At 36.2% G+C, this 19,810-nt stretch carries 24 protein-coding genes; 17 read left to right on the top strand and 7 right to left on the bottom strand.

Going from position 1 to position 19,810, the window contains the following annotated elements; genetic code table 11:
• Window positions 1-75: 75 nt before the first annotated feature.
• The 6 genes from AC3WOM_RS10555 (at window position 76) to AC3WOM_RS10530 (ending at window position 5,481) form a co-directional block, all read left to right on the top strand.
• Entirely contained in the window at window positions 76-1,308 is a 1,233-nt protein-coding gene (locus AC3WOM_RS10555; protein WP_427548594.1) for an ABC transporter substrate-binding protein, read from the top strand.
• 200 nt (window positions 1,309-1,508) lie between these two features.
• Window positions 1,509-2,384, top strand: a complete 876-nt coding sequence (locus tag AC3WOM_RS10550) for a branched-chain amino acid ABC transporter permease (protein WP_427548592.1) — start codon at window positions 1,509-1,511, stop codon at window positions 2,382-2,384.
• A gap of 12 nt (window positions 2,385-2,396) precedes the next feature.
• Complete coding sequence (locus AC3WOM_RS10545; protein WP_427548590.1) at window positions 2,397-3,332, top strand: branched-chain amino acid ABC transporter permease; 936 nt, start codon at window positions 2,397-2,399, stop codon at window positions 3,330-3,332.
• Window positions 3,332-4,111: an ABC transporter ATP-binding protein gene (locus tag AC3WOM_RS10540; protein ID WP_427548589.1), complete on the top strand. Its 780-nt coding sequence runs from the start codon at window positions 3,332-3,334 to the stop codon at window positions 4,109-4,111. The genes AC3WOM_RS10545 and AC3WOM_RS10540 overlap by 1 nt, the downstream gene beginning before the upstream one ends.
• The gene (locus AC3WOM_RS10535) at window positions 4,111-4,818 is read left to right on the top strand and encodes an ABC transporter ATP-binding protein (RefSeq protein WP_427548587.1); all 708 of its coding nucleotides are present in this window, start codon (window positions 4,111-4,113) and stop codon (window positions 4,816-4,818) included. The genes AC3WOM_RS10540 and AC3WOM_RS10535 overlap by 1 nt, the downstream gene beginning before the upstream one ends.
• Window positions 4,819-4,983: 165 nt before the next feature.
• Entirely contained in the window at window positions 4,984-5,481 is a 498-nt protein-coding gene (locus AC3WOM_RS10530) for a cupin domain-containing protein (RefSeq protein WP_492446642.1), read from the top strand.
• Between the two features lie 41 nt (window positions 5,482-5,522).
• Here the strand turns inward: AC3WOM_RS10530 and AC3WOM_RS10525 are convergent, their stop codons facing one another.
• Window positions 5,523-6,242 (bottom strand): DUF6904 family protein, encoded by a 720-nt coding sequence (locus AC3WOM_RS10525; protein WP_492446640.1) that lies wholly within the window; start codon window positions 6,240-6,242, stop codon window positions 5,523-5,525.
• Window positions 6,243-6,264: 22 nt separating this feature from the next.
• Window positions 6,265-6,966 carry a 23S rRNA pseudouridine(2604) synthase RluF gene (gene rluF, locus AC3WOM_RS10520; RefSeq protein ID WP_492446638.1) on the bottom strand — a complete coding sequence of 234 codons (702 nt, stop codon included), beginning with the start codon at window positions 6,964-6,966 and terminating at the stop codon, window positions 6,265-6,267.
• 240 nt (window positions 6,967-7,206) lie between these two features.
• Here rluF and adh point away from each other — a divergent pair, with 240 nt between their 5' ends.
• The 4 genes from adh to AC3WOM_RS10500 all read left to right on the top strand — a co-directional run bounded on the left by adh (window position 7,207) and on the right by AC3WOM_RS10500 (window position 12,074).
• Window positions 7,207-8,727 carry an aldehyde dehydrogenase gene (gene adh / locus AC3WOM_RS10515; RefSeq protein ID WP_427548582.1) on the top strand — a complete coding sequence of 507 codons (1,521 nt, stop codon included), beginning with the start codon at window positions 7,207-7,209 and terminating at the stop codon, window positions 8,725-8,727.
• 21 nt (window positions 8,728-8,748) lie between these two features.
• Window positions 8,749-9,108, top strand: coding sequence for a DUF779 domain-containing protein (locus tag AC3WOM_RS10510; protein WP_427548580.1), 360 nt, complete (start codon window positions 8,749-8,751; stop codon window positions 9,106-9,108).
• Between the two features lie 526 nt (window positions 9,109-9,634).
• Window positions 9,635-10,603, top strand: coding sequence for a DUF4003 family protein (locus tag AC3WOM_RS10505; protein ID WP_492446636.1), 969 nt, complete (start codon window positions 9,635-9,637; stop codon window positions 10,601-10,603).
• Window positions 10,604-10,646: 43 nt separating this feature from the next.
• Window positions 10,647-12,074, top strand: coding sequence for an aldehyde dehydrogenase family protein (locus AC3WOM_RS10500; protein ID WP_492446635.1), 1,428 nt, complete (start codon window positions 10,647-10,649; stop codon window positions 12,072-12,074).
• A gap of 81 nt (window positions 12,075-12,155) precedes the next feature.
• On the opposite strand, the gene AC3WOM_RS10495 is transcribed toward AC3WOM_RS10500, so the two are convergent.
• Both AC3WOM_RS10495 and AC3WOM_RS10490 read right to left on the bottom strand, forming a co-directional pair.
• Window positions 12,156-12,827: a site-specific integrase gene (locus AC3WOM_RS10495; protein WP_492446633.1), complete on the bottom strand. Its 672-nt coding sequence runs from the start codon at window positions 12,825-12,827 to the stop codon at window positions 12,156-12,158.
• Between the two features lie 95 nt (window positions 12,828-12,922).
• Entirely contained in the window at window positions 12,923-13,150 is a 228-nt protein-coding gene (locus AC3WOM_RS10490) for a tyrosine-type recombinase/integrase (protein WP_492446631.1), read from the bottom strand.
• A gap of 128 nt (window positions 13,151-13,278) precedes the next feature.
• Between AC3WOM_RS10490 and AC3WOM_RS10485 the strand changes: the two genes are divergently transcribed.
• From AC3WOM_RS10485 to AC3WOM_RS10470, 4 genes are all read left to right on the top strand, one after another.
• Window positions 13,279-13,878, top strand: coding sequence for an Abi-alpha family protein (locus AC3WOM_RS10485; RefSeq protein WP_492446658.1), 600 nt, complete (start codon window positions 13,279-13,281; stop codon window positions 13,876-13,878).
• 221 nt (window positions 13,879-14,099) lie between these two features.
• On the top strand, window positions 14,100-14,270 hold the full coding sequence (locus AC3WOM_RS10480; RefSeq protein WP_492446629.1) for a hypothetical protein: 171 nt from the start codon (window positions 14,100-14,102) through the stop codon (window positions 14,268-14,270).
• A 443-nt stretch (window positions 14,271-14,713) separates the two neighbouring features.
• A complete protein-coding gene (locus AC3WOM_RS10475) occupies window positions 14,714-14,893 on the top strand; it encodes a hypothetical protein (RefSeq protein WP_427546201.1) in 180 nt (59 codons plus the stop codon).
• A gap of 18 nt (window positions 14,894-14,911) precedes the next feature.
• On the top strand, window positions 14,912-15,079 hold the full coding sequence (locus AC3WOM_RS10470; RefSeq protein WP_427546203.1) for a hypothetical protein: 168 nt from the start codon (window positions 14,912-14,914) through the stop codon (window positions 15,077-15,079).
• A 98-nt stretch (window positions 15,080-15,177) separates the two neighbouring features.
• Here the strand turns inward: AC3WOM_RS10470 and AC3WOM_RS10465 are convergent, their stop codons facing one another.
• Complete coding sequence (locus AC3WOM_RS10465; protein ID WP_427546205.1) at window positions 15,178-15,729, bottom strand: hypothetical protein; 552 nt, start codon at window positions 15,727-15,729, stop codon at window positions 15,178-15,180.
• Window positions 15,730-15,853: 124 nt separating this feature from the next.
• On the opposite strand from AC3WOM_RS10465, the gene AC3WOM_RS10460 reads away from it, so the two are divergent.
• Together AC3WOM_RS10460 and AC3WOM_RS10455 are read left to right on the top strand one after the other, a co-directional pair.
• Window positions 15,854-16,060 carry a hypothetical protein gene (locus AC3WOM_RS10460; protein ID WP_427546207.1) on the top strand — a complete coding sequence of 69 codons (207 nt, stop codon included), beginning with the start codon at window positions 15,854-15,856 and terminating at the stop codon, window positions 16,058-16,060.
• Between the two features lie 317 nt (window positions 16,061-16,377).
• Complete coding sequence (locus tag AC3WOM_RS10455; RefSeq protein WP_427546209.1) at window positions 16,378-16,857, top strand: acyl-CoA thioesterase; 480 nt, start codon at window positions 16,378-16,380, stop codon at window positions 16,855-16,857.
• 45 nt (window positions 16,858-16,902) lie between these two features.
• On the opposite strand, the gene AC3WOM_RS10450 is transcribed toward AC3WOM_RS10455, so the two are convergent.
• Entirely contained in the window at window positions 16,903-18,213 is a 1,311-nt protein-coding gene (locus tag AC3WOM_RS10450; protein ID WP_492446627.1) for a protoglobin domain-containing protein, read from the bottom strand.
• Window positions 18,214-18,546: 333 nt separating this feature from the next.
• Here AC3WOM_RS10450 and AC3WOM_RS10445 point away from each other — a divergent pair, with 333 nt between their 5' ends.
• Window positions 18,547-18,756, top strand: a complete 210-nt coding sequence (locus tag AC3WOM_RS10445; RefSeq protein ID WP_427546212.1) for a hypothetical protein — start codon at window positions 18,547-18,549, stop codon at window positions 18,754-18,756.
• Between the two features lie 50 nt (window positions 18,757-18,806).
• On the opposite strand, the gene corA is transcribed toward AC3WOM_RS10445, so the two are convergent.
• Window positions 18,807-19,766 carry a magnesium/cobalt transporter CorA gene (gene corA, locus AC3WOM_RS10440; protein ID WP_427546214.1) on the bottom strand — a complete coding sequence of 320 codons (960 nt, stop codon included), beginning with the start codon at window positions 19,764-19,766 and terminating at the stop codon, window positions 18,807-18,809.
• Window positions 19,767-19,810: the final 44 nt, after the last annotated feature.

Genomic DNA, 19,810 nt, shown 5'->3' with positions numbered 1-19,810 from the left:
TGAGGAATTGCATTTAATTGTTTATAATTATCAGAAATATCTAATATTTGAGAAATTTTCAGGGGGAATATAATTATGAAAGAGAACAAAAAGCTTAAAAAGTTCGGTTCACTTTTAGTTGCTTCTTCATTACTTGCTGGTGTACTTGCTGGTTGTGGTGCTGGAGATAGTTCAAGTTCAGGAGGAAGCTCATCATCAGGCGGCTCATCAGGTGGTGGTTCATCTGACGGCGAAACAATAAAAATCGGTGCAAACCTAGAGCTTTCAGGTAATGTTGCATCTTATGGATCTTCGATTGGAGTGGGCGCAGAGCTTGCTGTAAAAGAGATTAATGACAAAGGCGGTATCGATGGTAAAAAAATTGAGCTGATTAAAGTAGATAACAAATCAGAAAACTCAGAGGCAACTGCAGCAGCCATTAAACTAATAACACAGGATAAAGTAGTAGCGATGCTAGCTCCTGCAACTTCTGGTAATACAGTTGCAACAGTGCAAATTGCCAACGACAAGAAAGTTCCAATTGTTACTGGTTCTGGGACAGCCCCAAATATTACAGTAAATGAAGATGGCAGCGTTAACGAATATGCATTCCGTACTTGTTTTATTGATCCATTCCAAGGGATTGTAGCTGCAAACTTTGCCACTAATGAATTGCAAGCGAAAAATGTAGCTATTTTTGCTGACAATGCATCTGATTATGCTAAAGGTCTAGCAAAATCATTTAAAGAAACAATTACTAAAAATGGTGGTAAAGTCGTAAAAGAAGAAGCATATGTAGCTAAAGACGCTGATTTCCGTACACAGTTAACGAATATTAAAGGAGCGAAACCTGACTTCATCTTTATCCCTGGATACTATGAAGAAGTTGGTTTAATTGTTAAACAAGCGCGTGAAATGGGTATAGATGTTCCATTGATGGGCGCTGATGGCTGGGATTCGCCAACATTAGTAGAGCTAGCTGGTAAGAAAGCGCTTAATAATACGTATATTACAAACCACTACTCTGCGGAAGACCCAGATAAAAAAATTCAAGACTTCGTAAAAGCATTTAAAGCTGCAAACAAGGATAAAGCACCTGATGCATTCAATGCACTTGGCTATGACTCAATCTATTATATTGCAGATGCTATTGAGCGTGCAGGCTCTACAGATGGGGAAGCAATTAAAAAAGCATTAGCAAAAACAGAAGATCTTTCTTTAGTAACAGGTACTTTCTCAGTTGACGAACAACATAACCCAATTAAAACAGCAACAGTTCTTGAATTCCAAGACGGTAAACAAGTGTTCAACTCTAAAGTTAATCCTTAATGTTTGTAGGGGGGAGGCGGGTAAACACGCCTTCCTTTTTTATGTGTAGTAGATATCTAGAGTTTGCAAAAACATAGATTCTAGCAAAAGGAATTGGAAAAAACTTTTGATGAGGGACACAATTTATTCTGCATTCAATAATACCATGTAGAGTACGTCCCGTTTTTGCATTTTTCAAAAAGTAAAAGGAGTGAACGCTCATGGAATGGATACAGCAGCTTGTGAATGGTATTTCACTAGGTAGTATCTACGCATTAATAGCGTTAGGGTATACGATGGTATACGGGATTATTAAGCTGATTAACTTTGCCCACGGCGATGTTTTCATGATTGGGGCATTTATTGGCTTTTACGCAATTGCTAAATGGGAGCTTGGCTTTTTCCCAGCACTATTATTGGCAATGGCAATCTGTGCAATATTTGGTGTTCTCATTGAACGTATTGCATATAAGCGTTTACGAAATGCAACACGTATTGCTGCATTAATTACTGCAATTGGTGTTTCACTATTAATCGAATATACGACGATTTTCTTCAGGGGTGCGCAACCAGCAGCATATCCTGATGTCATTAAAAATAAATCATTTGATATTTTTGGCGTTCAAATCAGTAGTACATCCATTTTAATTTTATCTGTCGCAGTTGTACTGATGTTTCTTTTACAATTCATCGTGCATAAAACAAAAATCGGAAAGGCGATGCGTGCCGTTTCTCATGATGCGGATGCAGCTCGTTTAATGGGAATTAACGTTGATAATACCATTTCAGCAACATTTGCTATTGGTTCAGCATTAGCAGGAGCTGCTGGCGTTATCTTTGGTGTGTATTATACGAAAATCGATCCTTTGATGGGGGTTATTCCTGGAGTTAAGGCGTTCATCGCAGCCGTTCTTGGTGGTATAGGAATTATTCCTGGTGCTATGGTTGGCGGCATGCTATTAGGTGTAGTGGAGTCATTAGTGAGTGCGCTCGGCTTCTCGTTATGGCGTGATGCGGCAGCATTCGTTATTTTAATTTTAATTTTAATCTTCAGACCATCGGGTATCTTTGGTAAAAATGCCCGTGAGAAAGTGTAGGTGAGCGGTATTATGAAAAAGTCTAAAGTTTTCTGGGGCTATGCCGTATTAGCGCTAGTCATCTATGCAGTTGTACAAATTCTTATTACCTCAGGTGTACTTGATATTTACTATCAAAATATGCTGATAACAATGTGCATTAACATTATGCTTGCGGTCAGCTTGCATATTGTTATTGGAATTACGGGTCAATTTTCGATAGGGCATGCGGGATTCTTAGCAGTTGGGGCATATATCTCTGCTATTATTACAACAAAACTTATGCTACCGTTCCCATTAGCAATCTTCTTAGGGGCACTGGCTGCAGCAGTTGCAGGATTAATTGTAGGTATTCCAACGTTACGATTAAAGGGTGACTATTTAGCAATTGCTACACTTGGCTTTGCAGAAATTATTCGTATTATTTTCTTAAATACGGATTATGTAGGCGGGGCAGCTGGGATGCAGGTTAAATATTTATCCAATTGGACGTATGCATTCGTAGGTGTTTTTCTAACAATTCTAGTAATCTCAAATTTTACGAATTCTCGTCATGGTCGCGCATGTATCTCTATTCGTGAGGATGAAATTGCAGCAGATGCGATGGGTATTAATACTACTTATTATAAAGTAGTAGCTTTCGCTATCGGTTCTTTCTTCGCCGGACTTGCAGGGGCTATTTTTGCACATAATTTTTATATTATTCAGCCAACAACTTTCGGTTTCTTAAAATCATTTGATATTTTAATCTATGTTGTACTTGGTGGATTAGGAAGTCTCTCGGGCTCTGTTATTGCTGCGATCTTCCTAACTATGATTTCTGCGTACCTCGCAAACTTCCCAGAGACACGTATGATTATTTACAGCTTAGTATTAATTGTTGTTATGTTGTACCGTCCAACTGGTTTGATGGGAACAAAGGAAATTACGGATCTATTTAAGTTTGGTAAAAAAGGAGGTACAAAATAATGACTGGAAACCTTCTTATCAATGTTGAAAACATGGGCATTCAATTCGGTGGATTAAAGGCTGTACAGGGCGTTAATATGTACCTGAATCAGGGAGAGTTAGTTGGTCTTATAGGGCCAAATGGTGCCGGGAAAACGACAAGCTTTAATATGCTTACAGGTGTTTATACTCCTACTGAGGGTACCATTACATTTGATGGTATAAAGATAAATGGACTTGCCCCATATCAAGTCACACAAAAGGGCATTAGCCGTACATTCCAAAATATCCGTTTATTTAAAGAGCTATCTGTTCTAGATAATGTAAAGGTGGCAAATCATTCGCTTGCTAAGCATACAATGTGGTCCTCCATTTTTCGTTTGCCGAATCACTTTAAAGGTGAGGCAGAAATGGAGCTTCAATCCATTGAGTTCTTAAAAATCTTTGGACTAGATGTTTATAAAGATGAACTGTCAAAAAACTTACCATACGGAATGCAACGTCGATTAGAGATTGCTCGTGCCCTTGCAGCAAAGCCTAAGCTGTTATTACTAGATGAGCCAGCAGCAGGGATGAACCCACAGGAAACGCATGATTTAATGGAGTTAATAGCATTTATTCGGAAAGAATTTGGCTTGACTATTCTTCTTATTGAGCATGATATGAGCTTAGTTATGGGTATTTGCGAACGTATCTACGTACTGGATCATGGTCAACTAATCGCTGATGGGACACCAGAAGAAATACGCAACAATCCAAAGGTAATTGAAGCTTACCTTGGTGAGGAGGTTATCAGCTAATGCTAAAAGTACAAAATATAGATGTATTTTACGGAAATATACAAGCATTAAAGGACCTCTCTTTAGAAGTAAACGAGGGTGAGATTGTTACATTAATCGGTGCGAACGGTGCTGGTAAAAGTACATTATTAAAAACATTGTCTGGCTTACTAAAACCTAAGGGAGGCATTATTGAATATGAGGGCTTCTCTATCGCAGGGAAGGCAGCTCAGTCAATTGTGAAATCTGGTATTTCGCATGTTCCTGAGGGACGTCGTGTCTTTGCCAATATGTCAGTAGAAGAAAACTTGGAGCTTGGGGCTTATCTTCGTAATGATAAAGCAGGCATAAAAAAAGATATGGACCATGTCTTTGAGCTATTCCCACGTTTACTAGAGCGTCGTAAACAACAATCAGGGACACTATCTGGCGGTGAGCAACAAATGCTTGCAATGGGGCGTGCATTAATGGCTAAACCCAAGCTGTTATTAATGGATGAACCTTCAATGGGGCTTGCGCCGCTTATGGTAAAAAATATTTTTAATATTATTGAGCAGGTCAATAAAGAGGGTACAACAGTATTGCTTGTTGAGCAAAATGCCAATATGGCTCTGTCAGTAGCTAATCGTGCATACGTATTGGAAACAGGGCGTATTGTTCTTTCTGGTACAGCAAAAGAGCTACAAGAAAGTGAACAAGTAAAGGCAGCTTATTTAGGCGGCTTATAAGAGGAAGAAGGCATCTCCATGTAGAGGTGCCTTTTTGCGTGTGTGAAACCGAAGAAGTGATGGATAGAAACTCAAAAGTAAAGGATAGAAACGTAAATGTGACGGATAGCTAGCGGTAGCAATCTTCCTTTATAATTTGGTAAGGTGAATGAAAGGAGTGAGGTTATGAAGTATTCAGCACAATATTTTATAGAAAAGTTAAATTTGGCGGAGCATCCGGAGGGAGGATATTATAGATCTTCATTTCGAGCTTCTGAGGATATAGTGGTTAGAGAAGTGGAACGACCAATTTATACTAGTATTTATTTCTTACTACGTTCGCAGGATATCTCGCATTTGCATCGTTTGAAATCAGATGAGCTTTGGTATTATCATGCAGGAAGTCCTCTGACAGTACATATGATTTTTCCAGATGGTACATATGAGGCACGCAAATTGGGCTTAAATGTTGAAGCAGGGGAAGTACCGCAAATAGTTGTGCCGAAAAATACTATTTTTGGCTCATCTGTAGAGGAAGCGGATGCATTTAGTTTAGTTGGCTGTATGGTGGCACCAGGCTTTGATTTTGAGGACTTTGAATTATTTACACAAGAGGAGCTTTTAGCTGATTATCCTCAGCATGAGAGCGTTATTCGAAAAATGGCTTATCAATCGATTCGATAAAAAGTAGCCGTCTCAGCTAATTGTGAGACGGCATATACGGTTTACCACAAAATTTTTTCAGGGTAATTGGTCATTATTTCGATATCATGCAATGCTTTTTTTGTAGAAATGGCAGCTTCCATTAGTTGAGATTTAAGTGATACATATTCATCATCCTCTAACATTATGCGCAGAGCAAATGCTGCTAAATGAGCTTTACGTTCCTCCCAGCTTAATTGAATATACTCAAGATTTAGTACATCAATATACTGAGTAACATAGCGAAAAGTTAAGGGATTTTTCGTATGTAGCATCCTTAAAAATACTAAATATTCTTCCTCATTTAGTTCTTGTTCAAGACAATCAGCAACCGCCGCTTGGAATTTGCGTATGGAAGCAACATTTATATTCCAATCAGAAGAATCTATTAACTCTTTGTGCAGTTGAATAAAGTCGTTTAATGCAATGGCCATAAAAATAAGCTCAGGCCAAAGTACCTCCGTTGAGAAATAGGCGTTTTTATTTGGGAAAATTAATTCATGCTGTGTCAGTACACTTTTATTAAGCCCATTACTAACAAATTCCAGTTGGCGCTCTCCCTTAGCGGCTTGGCGTAAATTGTAGCAAACATTCAAGATACGAAGACGTGAACCTTGATAATCATAATATTTGTTTTCATCCCCTGTTATTTTGTGAATAGCATTTATAAGCTCATCTAAATCCCAAAAGTCACCGCTAATACGTGCTCCTGTTAACAATTCAGTACTCTGTATTGAAAGCATAATTCTCTCCCCTTACAATGCTTTATTTAGGTGTATATTGAAGTAGTTTGAATAGTTCTGCTCGTTCCTTGTCCGTTAAATCGCGCCATTGTCCAACCTTTAAATTACCAAGTTTAATATTCATGATACGAATTCGTTGTAGACGCTTAACGGAATAACCGAGAGCTGAACACATACGGCGTATTTGACGATTTAGACCTTGTTCTAAGATAATTTTAAAGACTTTATCTGATATTTTTTCTACATGGCATGGCAAGGTTGTGGTATCTAAAATATCTACACCTGTTCCCATTTTCTTGATAAATTGCTCCGTAATTGGTTGATCAACTTGCACAATATACTCTTTTTCATGATGGTTTTCTGCGCGGAGAATTTTGTTTACTATATCTCCGTCATTCGTTAATAATAATAGTCCCTCTGATTCCTTATCCAGACGTCCAATATGGAAAATTCGTAGAGGGTGATTAACAAAATCAACGACATTCCCTTTTATATGACGTTCAGTTGTACTAGTGATTCCAACTGGTTTGTTTAAGGCAATATATACGAGCTGTTCTTCTTTTTTTACCTCTTTTCCATCAACACAAACAATATCACCAGCTTCGACTTTACTGCCTACGGTAGCTACCTCTCCATTAATGGTTACTTTACCTTCCTCAATCCACTTATCAGCACCACGACGAGAGACGATGCCAGTTTCACTTAAATATTTATTAATGCGCATATTGTTCTCCTATACATTTATATAATTTAAGTATACATTATCGCTGGTGACACCGTGAATGCTAGAAGCTTTTCTAGTAAAAATAAATTACTCAAAAAATTTTTAAAAAAGTTGAAATTATTTTTCGTTTCTGACAATATATTGAGTAAGAGGGTTTCTATGAAAATATTGTTATTTCGATATATAATAATAGTTTTTGTAGATATTTTCTCATTATTTTGTGTAAAGGGGAGAAGTAAAATGGTTTATGCATTTCCAAACACTGAAGGATCGGTAGTTCAATTCAAAGAGAAATATGATAATTATATTGGTGGAGAATGGACACCCCCTGTGAAAGGTCAATACTTTGATAATATCACTCCTGTTACTGGACAAGTTTTTACACAAGCAGCGCGTTCCACAGCTGAGGACATCGAACTTGCACTTGATGCAGCACATGCCGCAAAAGATACGTGGGGTAAAACATCCGCAACAGAGCGTGCAAACATTTTACTTAAAATTGCGGACCGCATGGAGCAAAATCTAGAAAAGCTAGCCGTTGCCGAAACATGGGATAATGGGAAAGCAGTACGTGAGACATTAAATGCAGATATCCCTCTAGCAATTGATCATTTCCGCTATTTTGCGGGTGCTTTGCGTGCACAAGAAGGTGCAGTAAGCCAAATCGATAATGATACAGTTGCTTATCACTTCCATGAGCCAATTGGAGTAGTTGGGCAAATTATTCCTTGGAATTTCCCGCTATTAATGGCTGTTTGGAAGTTAGCACCTGCACTTGCAGCTGGAAACTGTGTAGTGTTAAAACCTGCAGAGCAAACACCAATTTCGATTATGGTGCTTCTTGAATTGATAGAAGATTTATTGCCATCAGGTGTCCTTAATGTTGTGAATGGCTTTGGTCTAGAGGCAGGAAAGCCACTAGCATCTAATCCACGCATTGGTAAAATTGCCTTTACGGGTGAAACAACGACAGGTCGCCTAATTATGCAATATGCTTCACAAAACCTTATTCCAGTTACATTAGAATTAGGCGGTAAGTCACCAAATATTTTCTTTGAGGATATTATGGATGAAGATGATGCCTTTTTAGATAAAGCAGTAGAGGGCTTTGTGCTATTCGCACTTAACCAAGGGGAAGTATGTACTTGTCCTTCTCGTGCATTAATTCAGGAATCTATTTACGATAAATTTATGGAGCGTGTATTACAGCGTGTAGAAGCAATTAAAGTCGGAAATCCACTTGATCCAAACACAATGATGGGTGCTCAGGCTTCAAGTGAGCAAATGGAAAAAATCCTTTCCTACTTAGATATTGGTAAGCAAGAAGGCGCTGAATGTCTAATTGGAGGAGAGAAAAACAATGTAGGTTCAGGCTTTGAAAATGGCTACTACATTAAACCAACTGTCTTCAAAGGGAATAATAAAATGCGTATTTTCCAAGAAGAAATTTTTGGTCCAGTTGTTGCTGTCACAACGTTTAAAACAAAAGAGGAAGCATTAGAAATTGCGAATGACACATTATATGGTTTAGGTGCAGGTGTATGGACACGTGATATGAATACAGCATACCGCTTTGGTCGAGGTATTCAAGCAGGACGTGTTTGGACAAACTGTTACCATGCTTATCCTGCACATGCGGCATTCGGTGGCTACAAAATGTCAGGAATTGGTCGTGAAAATCATAAGATGATGTTATCTCATTACCAACAAACGAAGAATTTATTAGTTAGCTACAGTGAAAACAAACTAGGTTTCTTCTAATCCGTAGGGAGGTGCATGAGCGTGATCGAGCGTGTTTTAGCAACAGAAGAAGCGCTGGCACTAATCGAATTATTGCAAGAAAAGCATGGGCCTGTTATTTTTCATCAATCCGGTGGGTGCTGTGACGGATCTTCACCGATGTGTTACCCAAATGGCGACCTTATATTAGGTGATCAGGATATTTGCCTTGGGGAGATTGGTGGTGCACCCTTTTATATGCATAAAAATCAATATGATTATTGGAAGCATACACAAATAATTTTAGATGTGGTTGATGGTCGAGGCGGTATGTTTTCATTAGAAGGTGTAGAGGGAAAGCGATTTTTAACAAGATCAAGAGCCTTTTCCGCTGATGAATTAAAGGAACTGGGATTAATTTAAATCTTTTTTGTACTAAGAATCGCTCCATGCAATGGATAAGCATATAAACGTTGAAAGACGTAAAATCATGTATAAACAGCGGCAAAAGTAGGTGCCGCTGTTTTTTTCTATGTTAATTTTTCTGAAAAAGTGTATGTAGGGCTATATTTCTTGGAGAGTTACGTAACAGTAAAAATTGCTGTATTCGATCTTGTAGGGTTACTGTGAATAAAGATTTTCTACTGGTTATCTTATTCAATATAATTACCTCCATTCTTTATTTGTTATTTCCATTAAACCATATAAAATCGGGTAACATACATTAAATTAAGCTTACTTTTTATGTTAATTGTTACAAATCGGAGATATTTTAAGAATGTAGAAGATACGTGGAGTTTGTCGAAAAATCAGAGGATAAACAGTACATGACCTCATATTGACCTAGGTACTTGTGAAAGCACCTAGTAAAACAAATTCTGTATTGATATAGGCTGAATCCTTTCAATTGGATATTACGTATATAATGGAAAAAAGGAGTGTGCTGAATATGGATTATGTTATGATAGAAAATCAATTTACTCAAACAGTGGAAACGGTTTCGAAGGCTGCGGGCTGGACAGTTGATCGTAAAATTATCTTAGCAATCGCGAGCAAATATGTGGCGTCAGGGAAGAGCTTTGATTCCGTAAAATATAAAGAAGTATTACAAGAAATGAAGAAGCAATCATCATGGATGTCCCCTTTAAGAACAACGGTAGGGTATAGTATTGCTGCAAATTTGATGGAGTACGATGATATAGAGCATGCCGTGAAAAATTTGCTAACAAACGTCACTATAATGAAGGAAGTCAAATTTAGGAGTGGTAATTTTACCTTTATAGGAGCTCAGTTTTTAACTGAAGAGGAAAGTGAAAAACATGCACATGCACAGTCAGCACGAGCTTTATTTGAAGAAATTCGCAAGCATCATCGATTTTTAACATCCTATGAGGATATCCCGTATACTGTACTATTAAGTAGTTCAATGGATGATGTTGAAGTAAGAGCAGAAACGATGAACCGTTACTATAAAGAATTACGTACGTACAATTTTAATGCTGGCAATGAACTACAATGGTTATCACAGGTACTGACTTTCTTATCTCCTCAATACGATAATAAACTGGTGCCAAGCGTCGTTATGATTCGCGATACATTAAAAAAACAGGATGTTAAAGTTAAGACGATGTATTACCCATTGCTTGGTTTTTTAGCCATTCTTGAGGTAAATAATGTTCACCTCCAACAAATTATAGATTTATATCATGAATTAAAGGGTATGAAACTTTTGAAATGGCATCGTGAATTTGTATTATTTATGGCTATACAATTCGCTATTTATGATATAGCAAAGGTGCAACAGTCTTTATCCATGACGATCATGTCATCCATTGAATTATTAATTCAAGCACAACAGGCAGCAATGTTAGCAGCAGTTACTGCAGCTACTGTAGCATCTAGTTCAAGTTCTTCGTGATAAAATAAAGAAGAGTATGATTTTATGGAGGTGCAATTGAAGGATGAAGGAAACAAAACTTTGGATCAATGGTCAGTGGCAGGATGCACAGGAAACATATGAGCTTAGTTCCCCATTTAGCGGTGAGATTATTGCAAAGATTGCTAAGGCGTCAATTGCAGATGTTGAACGGGCAATAGAAGGTGCACAGGAGACATTCCAAACATTTAAAAAGACAACAGCTTACGAACGAGCGGAAATATTATATAAAGTTGTCCATATCATGCGACAGCGCAAGGAAGAATTTGCTGAAATCTTAGCCTTAGAGGCAGGTAAACCCATATCAGCAGGCTTGATGGAAATAGAACGCACAATAGCAACCTATCAATTTGCTGCTGAGGGGGCAAAGCAGGCTAAGGGTGAAACAGTCCCAATGGATGCTGCGCCTGGAGCAGGTGATCGTATTGGCTGGACAAAACGAGAACCAATCGGGGTTATATCCGCCATTACGCCATTTAATTTCCCGTTTAATTTAGTGGCACATAAACTAGGACCTGCCTTTGCAGTAGGAAATACAGTTGTCTTAAAGCCAGCAACACAAACACCATTAAGTGCAATCGTAATGGCAGAAATATTTAAAGAGGCAGGGCTACCTGATGGAGCCCTTCAAATATTGACAGGCAGTGGCGGAGAGCTCAGTGACACGCTCGTTTCTCATCCGCTTGTGAAAAAGGTGACATTCACAGGAAGCGGTAAGGTTGGCTTGGGTATTAAAGAGAAGGTTGGTTTGCGGAAAGTAACGTTAGAGCTTGGTTCTAATGCTGCGGTTATTGTCGAGCCTTCGACACCAATTGATAAAATTATAGCCCGTTGTGTTGGAGGAGCCTTTAATTTTGCTGGACAAGTTTGCATTTCGTTACAACGAATTTATGTGCATTCCTCCATCATTGATGATTTTACAAAGGCATTTGTAGCAGAAACGAAAAAATTAGTGGTAGGGGATCCGTTAGACAGAAATACGGATGTGAGTGCAATGATTCATCCAAATGAGGTTGAACGTATTCGTCAATGGATTGAGGAAGCCAAGGAACAGGGGGCGGTAGTCGCAACAGGGGGAACATTCACAGAAAGAACATTAATGCCGACTGTTATGACAAACGTTACTGCTGATATGAAAATTGTTTGTCAGGAAACTTTCGCACCAATCGTCTCAATTGTTTCATATGAAACATTAAACGACGCTATTCGACTAGTAAATGAGTCGGAACTTGGCTTAAATGCGGGAATATACACAAATGTATTGTCAGATGCACTCTATGCGGCAGATGAGTTACAGGCAGGAGCCGTTATTATTAATGATATTCCGACATTTAGAGTGGATAATATGCCATATGGCGGCGTAAAAATGAGTGGCTATGGTCGAGAAGGAATTAAGTGGGCAATAGAAGAAATGACAGATATGAAATTTATCACGATGAAAAAATCATTCTAATTTGCATGAAGTCCCCTAATCGTTTATTTTCAAAGGTTTTTGGGGACTTCGAAAATTTGAGGCGACCAAAAAGCGACCAAATTATAATATTTTATTAAATAAATCAATGGCATCTTTTTTGTCCTCTTTGGTTAAGTGACTATATGTGTTCATTGTCATACTTACATCGCTGTGTCCTAATTGTTCTTGGATGATTTTAAAGTTAGCATCATTACTTAGTAGATAAGATGCAAAAGAATGTCTTAATGCATGAAAGTTAATTTCGGGTAAACCTAGTTTTTTTGAGTGGCGTCTCCAAGTTAAAGATAATACAGAAGGTACAATTGGATAGCCTAAACGATTTCGCGAAGTGATTAAAAAATCAATGTCGTTGCCGTCATCATCTTTCATAGGCTTCCATGCATCTCCTGACTTTATTTTCATTTTCTTTTGTGCCAGTACTTGTTCTTTAATTTCATCCATAAACTTTTCAGGGACATTTACAATACGTGATTTTTTATTTTTAGGTGGACCTAATACTAATTTTGATTTTTTTTCTGTATCATATTTAAGTGCTTGATCAATTAATATTGTGTTGTTTACGAAATTAATCTTTTCTAAACTTATAGCTACTATCTCAGACTCTCTCAATCCTACCAAACATGCTAATTTATAAATTACTCTGTATTTGAAGTCTAGGCTCTCTATGGCATCTAGCATTTGTACTAATTGATTAGCATCATAAAAATGCAAATCTTTTTTACGAGATTCCACCCGAGGGGCTTTTATGCCACTCATAGGATTATCGATAAGGATCTCCCATTCTACAGCCTTAGCAAATATACTTTTTAATACGCCGTATTTATTACTTAAATTTTTACGTCCTTCTTTTTTTCCTCGGAAAAATACTCTACAATATGAATTTTTTTAATTTTTTTCATCTTCATGTTATCGAAATTATTAAATGTTTCAGTGTTTAAAGTTCTTACATAATGTGATTTAGTAGCAGGGGATAGATCAAGTCTCACATAATTGTCTAACCAACGATTGCAAAATTCTTTGAATGTAATAGATTCTGTGTCCTGTAAGATTTCCATTTTAGATACTTCAATTTCAAACTCAGTAATCGCTTTTTTGATAGCACGTTCAGAAAGACTGTTTAATGTTACTGATTTGTATTTTCTCGTTTACCAGTTTCCTCATCGTATCCTAGTTCAACAGTTATATACAGGAAGAAGACATTGTTCCAGTTCCTCCTAGTTTAGGGTTGAAGATTATAGACGAACTAATGACAGTCACTAATGAGGATATTGCAAATCTCTTTATAAATTTATTAGTAAATGCGTCAATAGATTCTAATATAAAATATGCACATCCTGGATTTGTTCAAGTGATAAAGAATCTTAGCTCAGATGAAGCTAAAATTATCTATGATATTTGTGTAAAAGGAAAGAAAGTATTTTTTGGGTATTTAGCTAAAATGAATGATGGTCCAATTCCGATAACTTCAAGAGTAAATAATTTAAATACTCTGATTGAAATAGATTTTCCGGAAAATGATATGTTCTATATGGATAATTTAGTTCAACTAGGAATTTTAGAAATCAATAAATTTTTCAACACGAATGATAGAGAAGAGTATGAATTAATGAGATCGAAAGTAAAAGAAATAGAAAAGGAACTTAATCAATTAATTGAAAAAAGAAAGAGTGAAGGGAAGGATGCTTATATTCGAACAGATTTTATAAAAGGACATTATGTATTGACAAATTACGGTAATCAGTTTATAAAGAGTATTTCTTCAACTAGTAATTTAAACGAGTAACTTTTTTGAAAATTTTACATTAACTTAGATGGCAATAAATAGACATTATCAAAACACTTACTTCGGTAGGTGTTTTTGTTTATCAGATAATATTTTGAAATTACTAATTTGCCAGCCTCATTTTATACAAGCATTCCTTCGAAAGCGCTATTTACTTTATTTTGAATCCTTTTTAGGTAAATTATCGTATTAAGAGTAAAAAATAGTTAGGAGGTTATAGTATGGAAGATAAAATAAAAATTGCTGAAGGAATATCAGTTGCTTTGGCTTTCTTCATTTGTTCAATATTATTGTATTTGAATCCAACATTTTTAGGTAATGAGTTTATTACCAGCCTTATTGGTGCTGTGCTAGGATTCATTGGAATCGTAGGTTTTTTATTAAAAATTTGAAAGGTTTTTAAGGAATCATTAAAGTCAGCGATAATAGATGTGGGAGTAGCATTTTTTTTCGGAATCATTGTAGTATTATTACATTATTTCTTCTCAAATATTTTTGTTAATTGGGTAATAATTATATTATTATTGATAGTTATATATGGTTTTTTTAGAGGGGTATTTAAAATTGTTCTTCTATCTAATTTTAACGGGAAAAATATATTATTAAAGATTCCACTTTTACTTCTTAACTTATCAGTTTTTACAGTATCTATACTTCAAATTCTTAAAATGTTCAAGATACTTTAGTAATCCAGCACCCTTTTAAGGGGTGCTTTTAATTATGCCTTGAGAGGTCTGGTACATGATGAACCAGAGCTATAAATATAAATGGTTGAGGACAATAACTTCCACAAGATAATACATAACAGGTTGCAAGCACATTAAGAGCCGTATTTTTGGGGGCGTATAGTAAGGCTGTAAAGCGTTCAAATAAGAATCCTAGTAAATCATCACGTATAGAAGAAACACCGTATAAAAAACGTCCAGTACCTTTCTATAATTGGTTAGAGGAACGTGATGGTCATACACGATCAATAGTGCATGGTGAACTATCGTTAGATAATTGGCTGGAATGATGAAAGGGGAAACAGAAGATGACTCATTTTGAATTTATGGAGCAGCAAGGGCAATTATCGATCTTTGATTTAGTGGATCAATACAAAGAAATGGAATTTAAAAAAGCATCCACAAATGTTAGTAAACCTGTTGATAAAAAGACTGTGGTTGTGCCTCGTAAGGTTGGGCATATCGTGTGTAGGTAAATAAAAAATAGACCGCCATATTTTGGCAGTCACATGGTAACAAATGTTTTAAATCTGTCAATACAGTACTATTCAATTTACATTATGAAAGGGGAATTTTATCTTGTATATTTTATTGTGAGTGAAGAAAAATCTCTTCTAGGTATTATACTTAATGTATTAGGACCATCTGCATACATATGTGCCCATCCCATTCCTTTTCCTGCATAAGCCTGTTCCTTAACAATATCAAAGTTTGATGCACCTCCAGCAAATTGCATTAAAACTGCTGGTGCTATTGCGACTGGATTTAAAGTTAAGAATCCGGAAATAAGAAAATTCCATCCTAATATATTTGATTGTTGGTCTACATAGTCCACATAATCTCTTAATTGTTTATTTGTTAGGTAACCTTGTTCTTTTATGTAATATCCAGTTTGTATAGTCATAGTAGCGCGTGATTGCACACTAAAATTTTGTAAATTATTATCATGAATATACGTTTCTAACGGCAAGTAAGTTGAATTTTCTTCTTGAGAGAAGTTTTCAGTTAATGGTATCGCATTCATTAAATCATCATTATTCTCTGCAGCCTGTGCTGTAAATGTTGAAGTGAATGGACTTAAAGAAAGTACTAGTGCAGAAGATAGAAAAAATGGTTTTTTTAACATATAAATTACTCCTTTTGTTAATATAGTATTATACTGGTTAAGTACAAGTCATATATTACCATAATGTATAAAATTTGTAAAATAATTCGATGCTCAATCAAAAACAGGGGGAGGTTATTGTGAATTGAAAAAATTTATTATTACTAATTTTTTATTTTTATTTTTAATTGGATCTGTAATTAGTTATTATGGGATTTATGTTTCTAGAGACGATTGGAGCTTCCATATTAGCTCAATAGGTGGGGCATTAATGGGATATAGTATATATGTAAGTTTAAAATTATATTTTCACGTTTATAAAAGAAATACAAAAGAGAGTATTAAAAATTAATGATCTTCAATGAAACATGTACTTAACAACAATTAAGACCACTCCAGTGAAGGGTGGTCTTAAAGTTTGTTTCAATAGAAAAAATAGGCGACTTTGGGCGACCAAAAAGCGACCAAGCACTCGGATAAATACAGATTTCTTTGGTTTTAGGTGTAGCCCATTGGAATGTCTGTGGACAAAAACGGGCTACAACACACACTTTTGGATTTACAAGGATTCGTTTAGATTCGTAATTCGAAAATCATTCTAATTTGCATCAACTTCTTTTCTGCGTTACGATGACGAAAGAACATTCATGAAGGGAAGTTGCAAGAATTATGACAAACAACGCTGTACCGATGAGTCAGTCACGTACTGTTCAAACGCGTCTCGTGTTACCGCCAGATACCAATAACCACAATTCCATTTTTGGTGGAAGAGTGTTAGCTTATATTGATGAAATTGCTGCTGTTACAGCAATGAAGCATGCTAAAGGGCATGTTGTGACAGCCTCTATTGATTCCGTTGATTTTTTATCAGCAGCCCATGTAGGAGATATTTTAGAAATTGAAAGTATTGTTTCATCAACAGGACGTTCTTCAATGGAGGTCTATGTTCGAGTTATTTCTAGAAACATTGAAACTGGTGAGGAAAAATTAACGACAGAATCATTTGTAACGATGGTTGCAGTAGATGATGATGGGAAGCCGAAGCCTGTTCCTGCAATCTACCCTGAGACAGATGAAGAGAAACGTCTTTTTGAAACGGGACCGGTGCGACGAGAGCATCGCAAACAAAAACGTTCATTACCGCATTAAAGAAAAGGGAGATTGACAACCTAGTCAATTTCCCTTTTTACGTATTCACATATTTAATTCATTCACCACATTGATGAGGGAGTCAGATGAAGAAGAAACAAGTGTGGCACCTTGAGATAGCTCAGTAATTAAATTAGAAATGGCAGAAATATCTCTCGATGTATTGACATACTGCTGCTGAATACCAGATACAGCTTCAGCAATATCATTAAATGATTTGGATAGGCTATTTTGTGTATCTACACTATGTTGAATTTTTTGATCCACATTAATAACAGAATTCGACATGGTTGTAATATTACCTTCTGTTTCTTTAATGAGATGGGAAACATTTTGTACGGCATTTTTTGTCTCTTCAGCAAGCTTTCGAACTTCCTCTGCCACAACAGCAAAGCCTTTACCGTGCTCCCCAGCGCGAGCTGCCTCAATAGATGCATTTAATGCTAATAGATTTGTTTGATCGGCAATACCTGTTACCAGTCCAACAATTTCTGAAATCTTTTGAGAGGAGGTGCGTAACTGATTCATTGTGACCTCAAGGCCATTCACACTTTGTAAAATAATCTGTATTAAATCGTTTTGCTCTTGTAATTGCTGTTGACCGCGTTTAGATTTTTCCTTTGTATCAGCAACGAAGCTTAAACCTTGCTTAGTAGCTACTGCAATATCATCCGTTTGAGAGGAGATAACTAATAGGGAAGCGGCTGTTTCTTCACTAATAGCGTTCAGCTCCTCAGCAGTGCTTTGAATAGTTGTCACAAGTGCGTGCTTTGTTTCATCTGCTGCCGTGCGAATACGTTCTTCCTCTTTTTCGTAGGCTTCAATGACAAGCTGTTGCTCAAAGTTAATAATTTTACAGAAGGCATTGATGGCAAGAATCGCATCATGCTTAGAAATATCCAATTTGTTAGCAAAGCTTGTAAATGTTGAAGTTAAAGACTGGAATGAGGCGATATACCAATTTGATTGAAGGCCGATTCGAACGTGAGTTTCTGCAATTGCCTTTCGTTCGTCAATATATGAGTCGTCGATACGGCTTTCGAAAATATCACTAAGATGCTTATGTAAAGTAACCTTTAAACGATCAATCTGTGAAGTTCTATTAATAATATCTAATAAATCTTGGCTTAAACTAATGGCTGCATAGAATTGATTGACCATTTCAGGGATTAGATCCTTTGCTAAAGGCTGCATCTGTTTAATAATTGCTAAGTCTTCAATTGTTAAATTTAAAAGTTGTAATTGTTTTTGAAGTTGTGGATGGTTAGAGACATCCAACTGTACATTTTTTTTATAATTTTCAGGTGCTAATGTAATTGAGTAGCTAGAATCGTTCTTTTTTGTAAACCAACTCATTGTTGTTTGCTCCATTCTTTATAAATCCATTTTATGTATATAAATTTAAAGTAAACTTAAACTGTTTGCCCCTCATTGGAATTGTTACGTTTGTAAATTGGCGAAATATATGGTATTTAATTTATTCTACTATTTTTTGTAGTATATTTGGTTAAAATTTTCGTTTATTTCTATTATTTTTTAAGTCTTGTAAATGGCTGTTGTTTAAATGTCATGAAATAAACGATTGAAAGAGCGCTGGGTGGTTTGTATTTAATATTGGAAACCTGTAAAATACGAACTGTTTAGCAGTTATAATTGTGCGTAAAAAAAGAGTGAGGAGGTATTAATTAAATGGAGAAGAAACGTTTCAAATTTGTCATACCTGTGATGGTAATTGTCGCAATCGGTTCGGTTTATATGCTGCGTAACTATTATGCTGAAGTGCCAGACATAGAACGGTTGTTAATTACCATTTGTGCAACATTAGTCTCTGGTGTACTTGCATACTTTTTATTCCCGCAGCAAGGGGAAAACAAAATTGATGATCGTGGGCCCTATTAATGTAGAACAGGCATCCTAGATAAATTTCTAAGATGCCTGTTCTATATTCATTAAGGTTTAAATAACTTAAACCAGCCTTTCCATTTAAAGACTGCCAGCATAAAGATAACAATAAGAATCATGATGCCTAAGACGATAAAGTAGCTGTATTTGCCATGTAACTCAGGCATATTGTCAAAGTTCATCCCATACACACCAGCAATAAAGGTTAATGGAATAAAGATAGTTGACACGATTGTTAAGGTCATCATAATGCCATTCATACGACTAGAGCTCATTGCCATATAGCTATCACGCATATCAGCTGTTAGCTCACGGTTAGATTCAACCATTTCTGTCAGCTTTAGCAAATGATCGTAAATATCTCCGAAATAAGCTCGTTCAGATTTTTTTAGTGAGAATCGATAGGAATTAAGAATACGGTATAATAGGTCACGCATTGGTAGGATGGTGCGCCGTAAATCGAGCAAATCACTACGGAATTCGAATACGATTTTCATGGCATTTAAATTACTTTGATAGTTTAATTCATCTTCTAGAGCGTTTAAATGATCCTCAATTTTATAGGCAAGCGGAAAATAATTATCAACGATTTTATCAATTACCTGATAGGTTAAATACACTGTACCTCGTTCCCAATTTTTCGGTTGTTTTTCTAGCATATTTTGTACTCTATCGATTTCGGGAGCAGTATTTTTATGGAAGGTTACAATAAATTTATTTGAAACAAAAATATTAACTTCCTCTGCTGCTAATTCTTCATTCACTCTATGAATAACAAAGAAATGGAAATCATCATAAAAATCGAGCTTTGGTCGCTGTAAACGCATTAAGCAGTCTTCTATAGCAAGTGGATGGAAATGGAAAAATGTATCCAATAGGAGCTCTTCTTCAGTAGTGGGGCAATCAAAATCGACCCAATACCATTCAAAATGATTATTGTGTATATCCTCGATAGGAAAATCCTTTAAAAGTTGTTGATCTTTTGTAATTCCGATTGTGCGTATCACAGCATTCACCTCAATTCTGTTGATTATAACTTTGTAGGAGTAGT

This window comes from Lysinibacillus sp. FW301-JW8, assembly GCF_058788755.1.
The sequence above is the reverse complement of the archived record's forward strand: the minus strand, read 5'-3'. Positions and strand labels throughout refer to the sequence as shown.

Bases quoted from the DNA above. Each gene is read 5' to 3' on its own strand.
- AC3WOM_RS10555 (WP_427548594.1), top strand. From the start codon at position 76: ATGAAAGAGAACAAAAAGCTTAAAAAGTTCGGTTCACTTTTAGTTGCT.
- AC3WOM_RS10550 (WP_427548592.1), top strand. From the start codon at position 1,509: ATGGAATGGATACAGCAGCTTGTGAATGGTATTTCACTAGGTAGTATC.
- AC3WOM_RS10545 (WP_427548590.1), top strand. From the start codon at position 2,397: ATGAAAAAGTCTAAAGTTTTCTGGGGCTATGCCGTATTAGCGCTAGTC.
- AC3WOM_RS10540 (WP_427548589.1), top strand. From the start codon at position 3,332: ATGACTGGAAACCTTCTTATCAATGTTGAAAACATGGGCATTCAATTC.
- AC3WOM_RS10535 (WP_427548587.1), top strand. From the start codon at position 4,111: ATGCTAAAAGTACAAAATATAGATGTATTTTACGGAAATATACAAGCA.
- AC3WOM_RS10530 (WP_492446642.1), top strand. From the start codon at position 4,984: ATGAAGTATTCAGCACAATATTTTATAGAAAAGTTAAATTTGGCGGAG.
- AC3WOM_RS10525 (WP_492446640.1), bottom strand. From the start codon at position 6,242: ATGCTTTCAATACAGAGTACTGAATTGTTAACAGGAGCACGTATTAGC.
- rluF (WP_492446638.1), bottom strand. From the start codon at position 6,966: ATGCGCATTAATAAATATTTAAGTGAAACTGGCATCGTCTCTCGTCGT.
- adh (WP_427548582.1), top strand. From the start codon at position 7,207: ATGGTTTATGCATTTCCAAACACTGAAGGATCGGTAGTTCAATTCAAA.
- AC3WOM_RS10505 (WP_492446636.1), top strand. From the start codon at position 9,635: ATGGATTATGTTATGATAGAAAATCAATTTACTCAAACAGTGGAAACG.
- AC3WOM_RS10500 (WP_492446635.1), top strand. From the start codon at position 10,647: ATGAAGGAAACAAAACTTTGGATCAATGGTCAGTGGCAGGATGCACAG.
- AC3WOM_RS10490 (WP_492446631.1), bottom strand. From the start codon at position 13,150: ATGGAAATCTTACAGGACACAGAATCTATTACATTCAAAGAATTTTGC.
- AC3WOM_RS10480 (WP_492446629.1), top strand. From the start codon at position 14,100: ATGGAAGATAAAATAAAAATTGCTGAAGGAATATCAGTTGCTTTGGCT.
- AC3WOM_RS10470 (WP_427546203.1), top strand. From the start codon at position 14,912: ATGACTCATTTTGAATTTATGGAGCAGCAAGGGCAATTATCGATCTTT.
- AC3WOM_RS10465 (WP_427546205.1), bottom strand. From the start codon at position 15,729: ATGTTAAAAAAACCATTTTTTCTATCTTCTGCACTAGTACTTTCTTTA.
- AC3WOM_RS10455 (WP_427546209.1), top strand. From the start codon at position 16,378: ATGACAAACAACGCTGTACCGATGAGTCAGTCACGTACTGTTCAAACG.
- AC3WOM_RS10450 (WP_492446627.1), bottom strand. From the start codon at position 18,213: ATGAGTTGGTTTACAAAAAAGAACGATTCTAGCTACTCAATTACATTA.
- AC3WOM_RS10445 (WP_427546212.1), top strand. From the start codon at position 18,547: ATGGAGAAGAAACGTTTCAAATTTGTCATACCTGTGATGGTAATTGTC.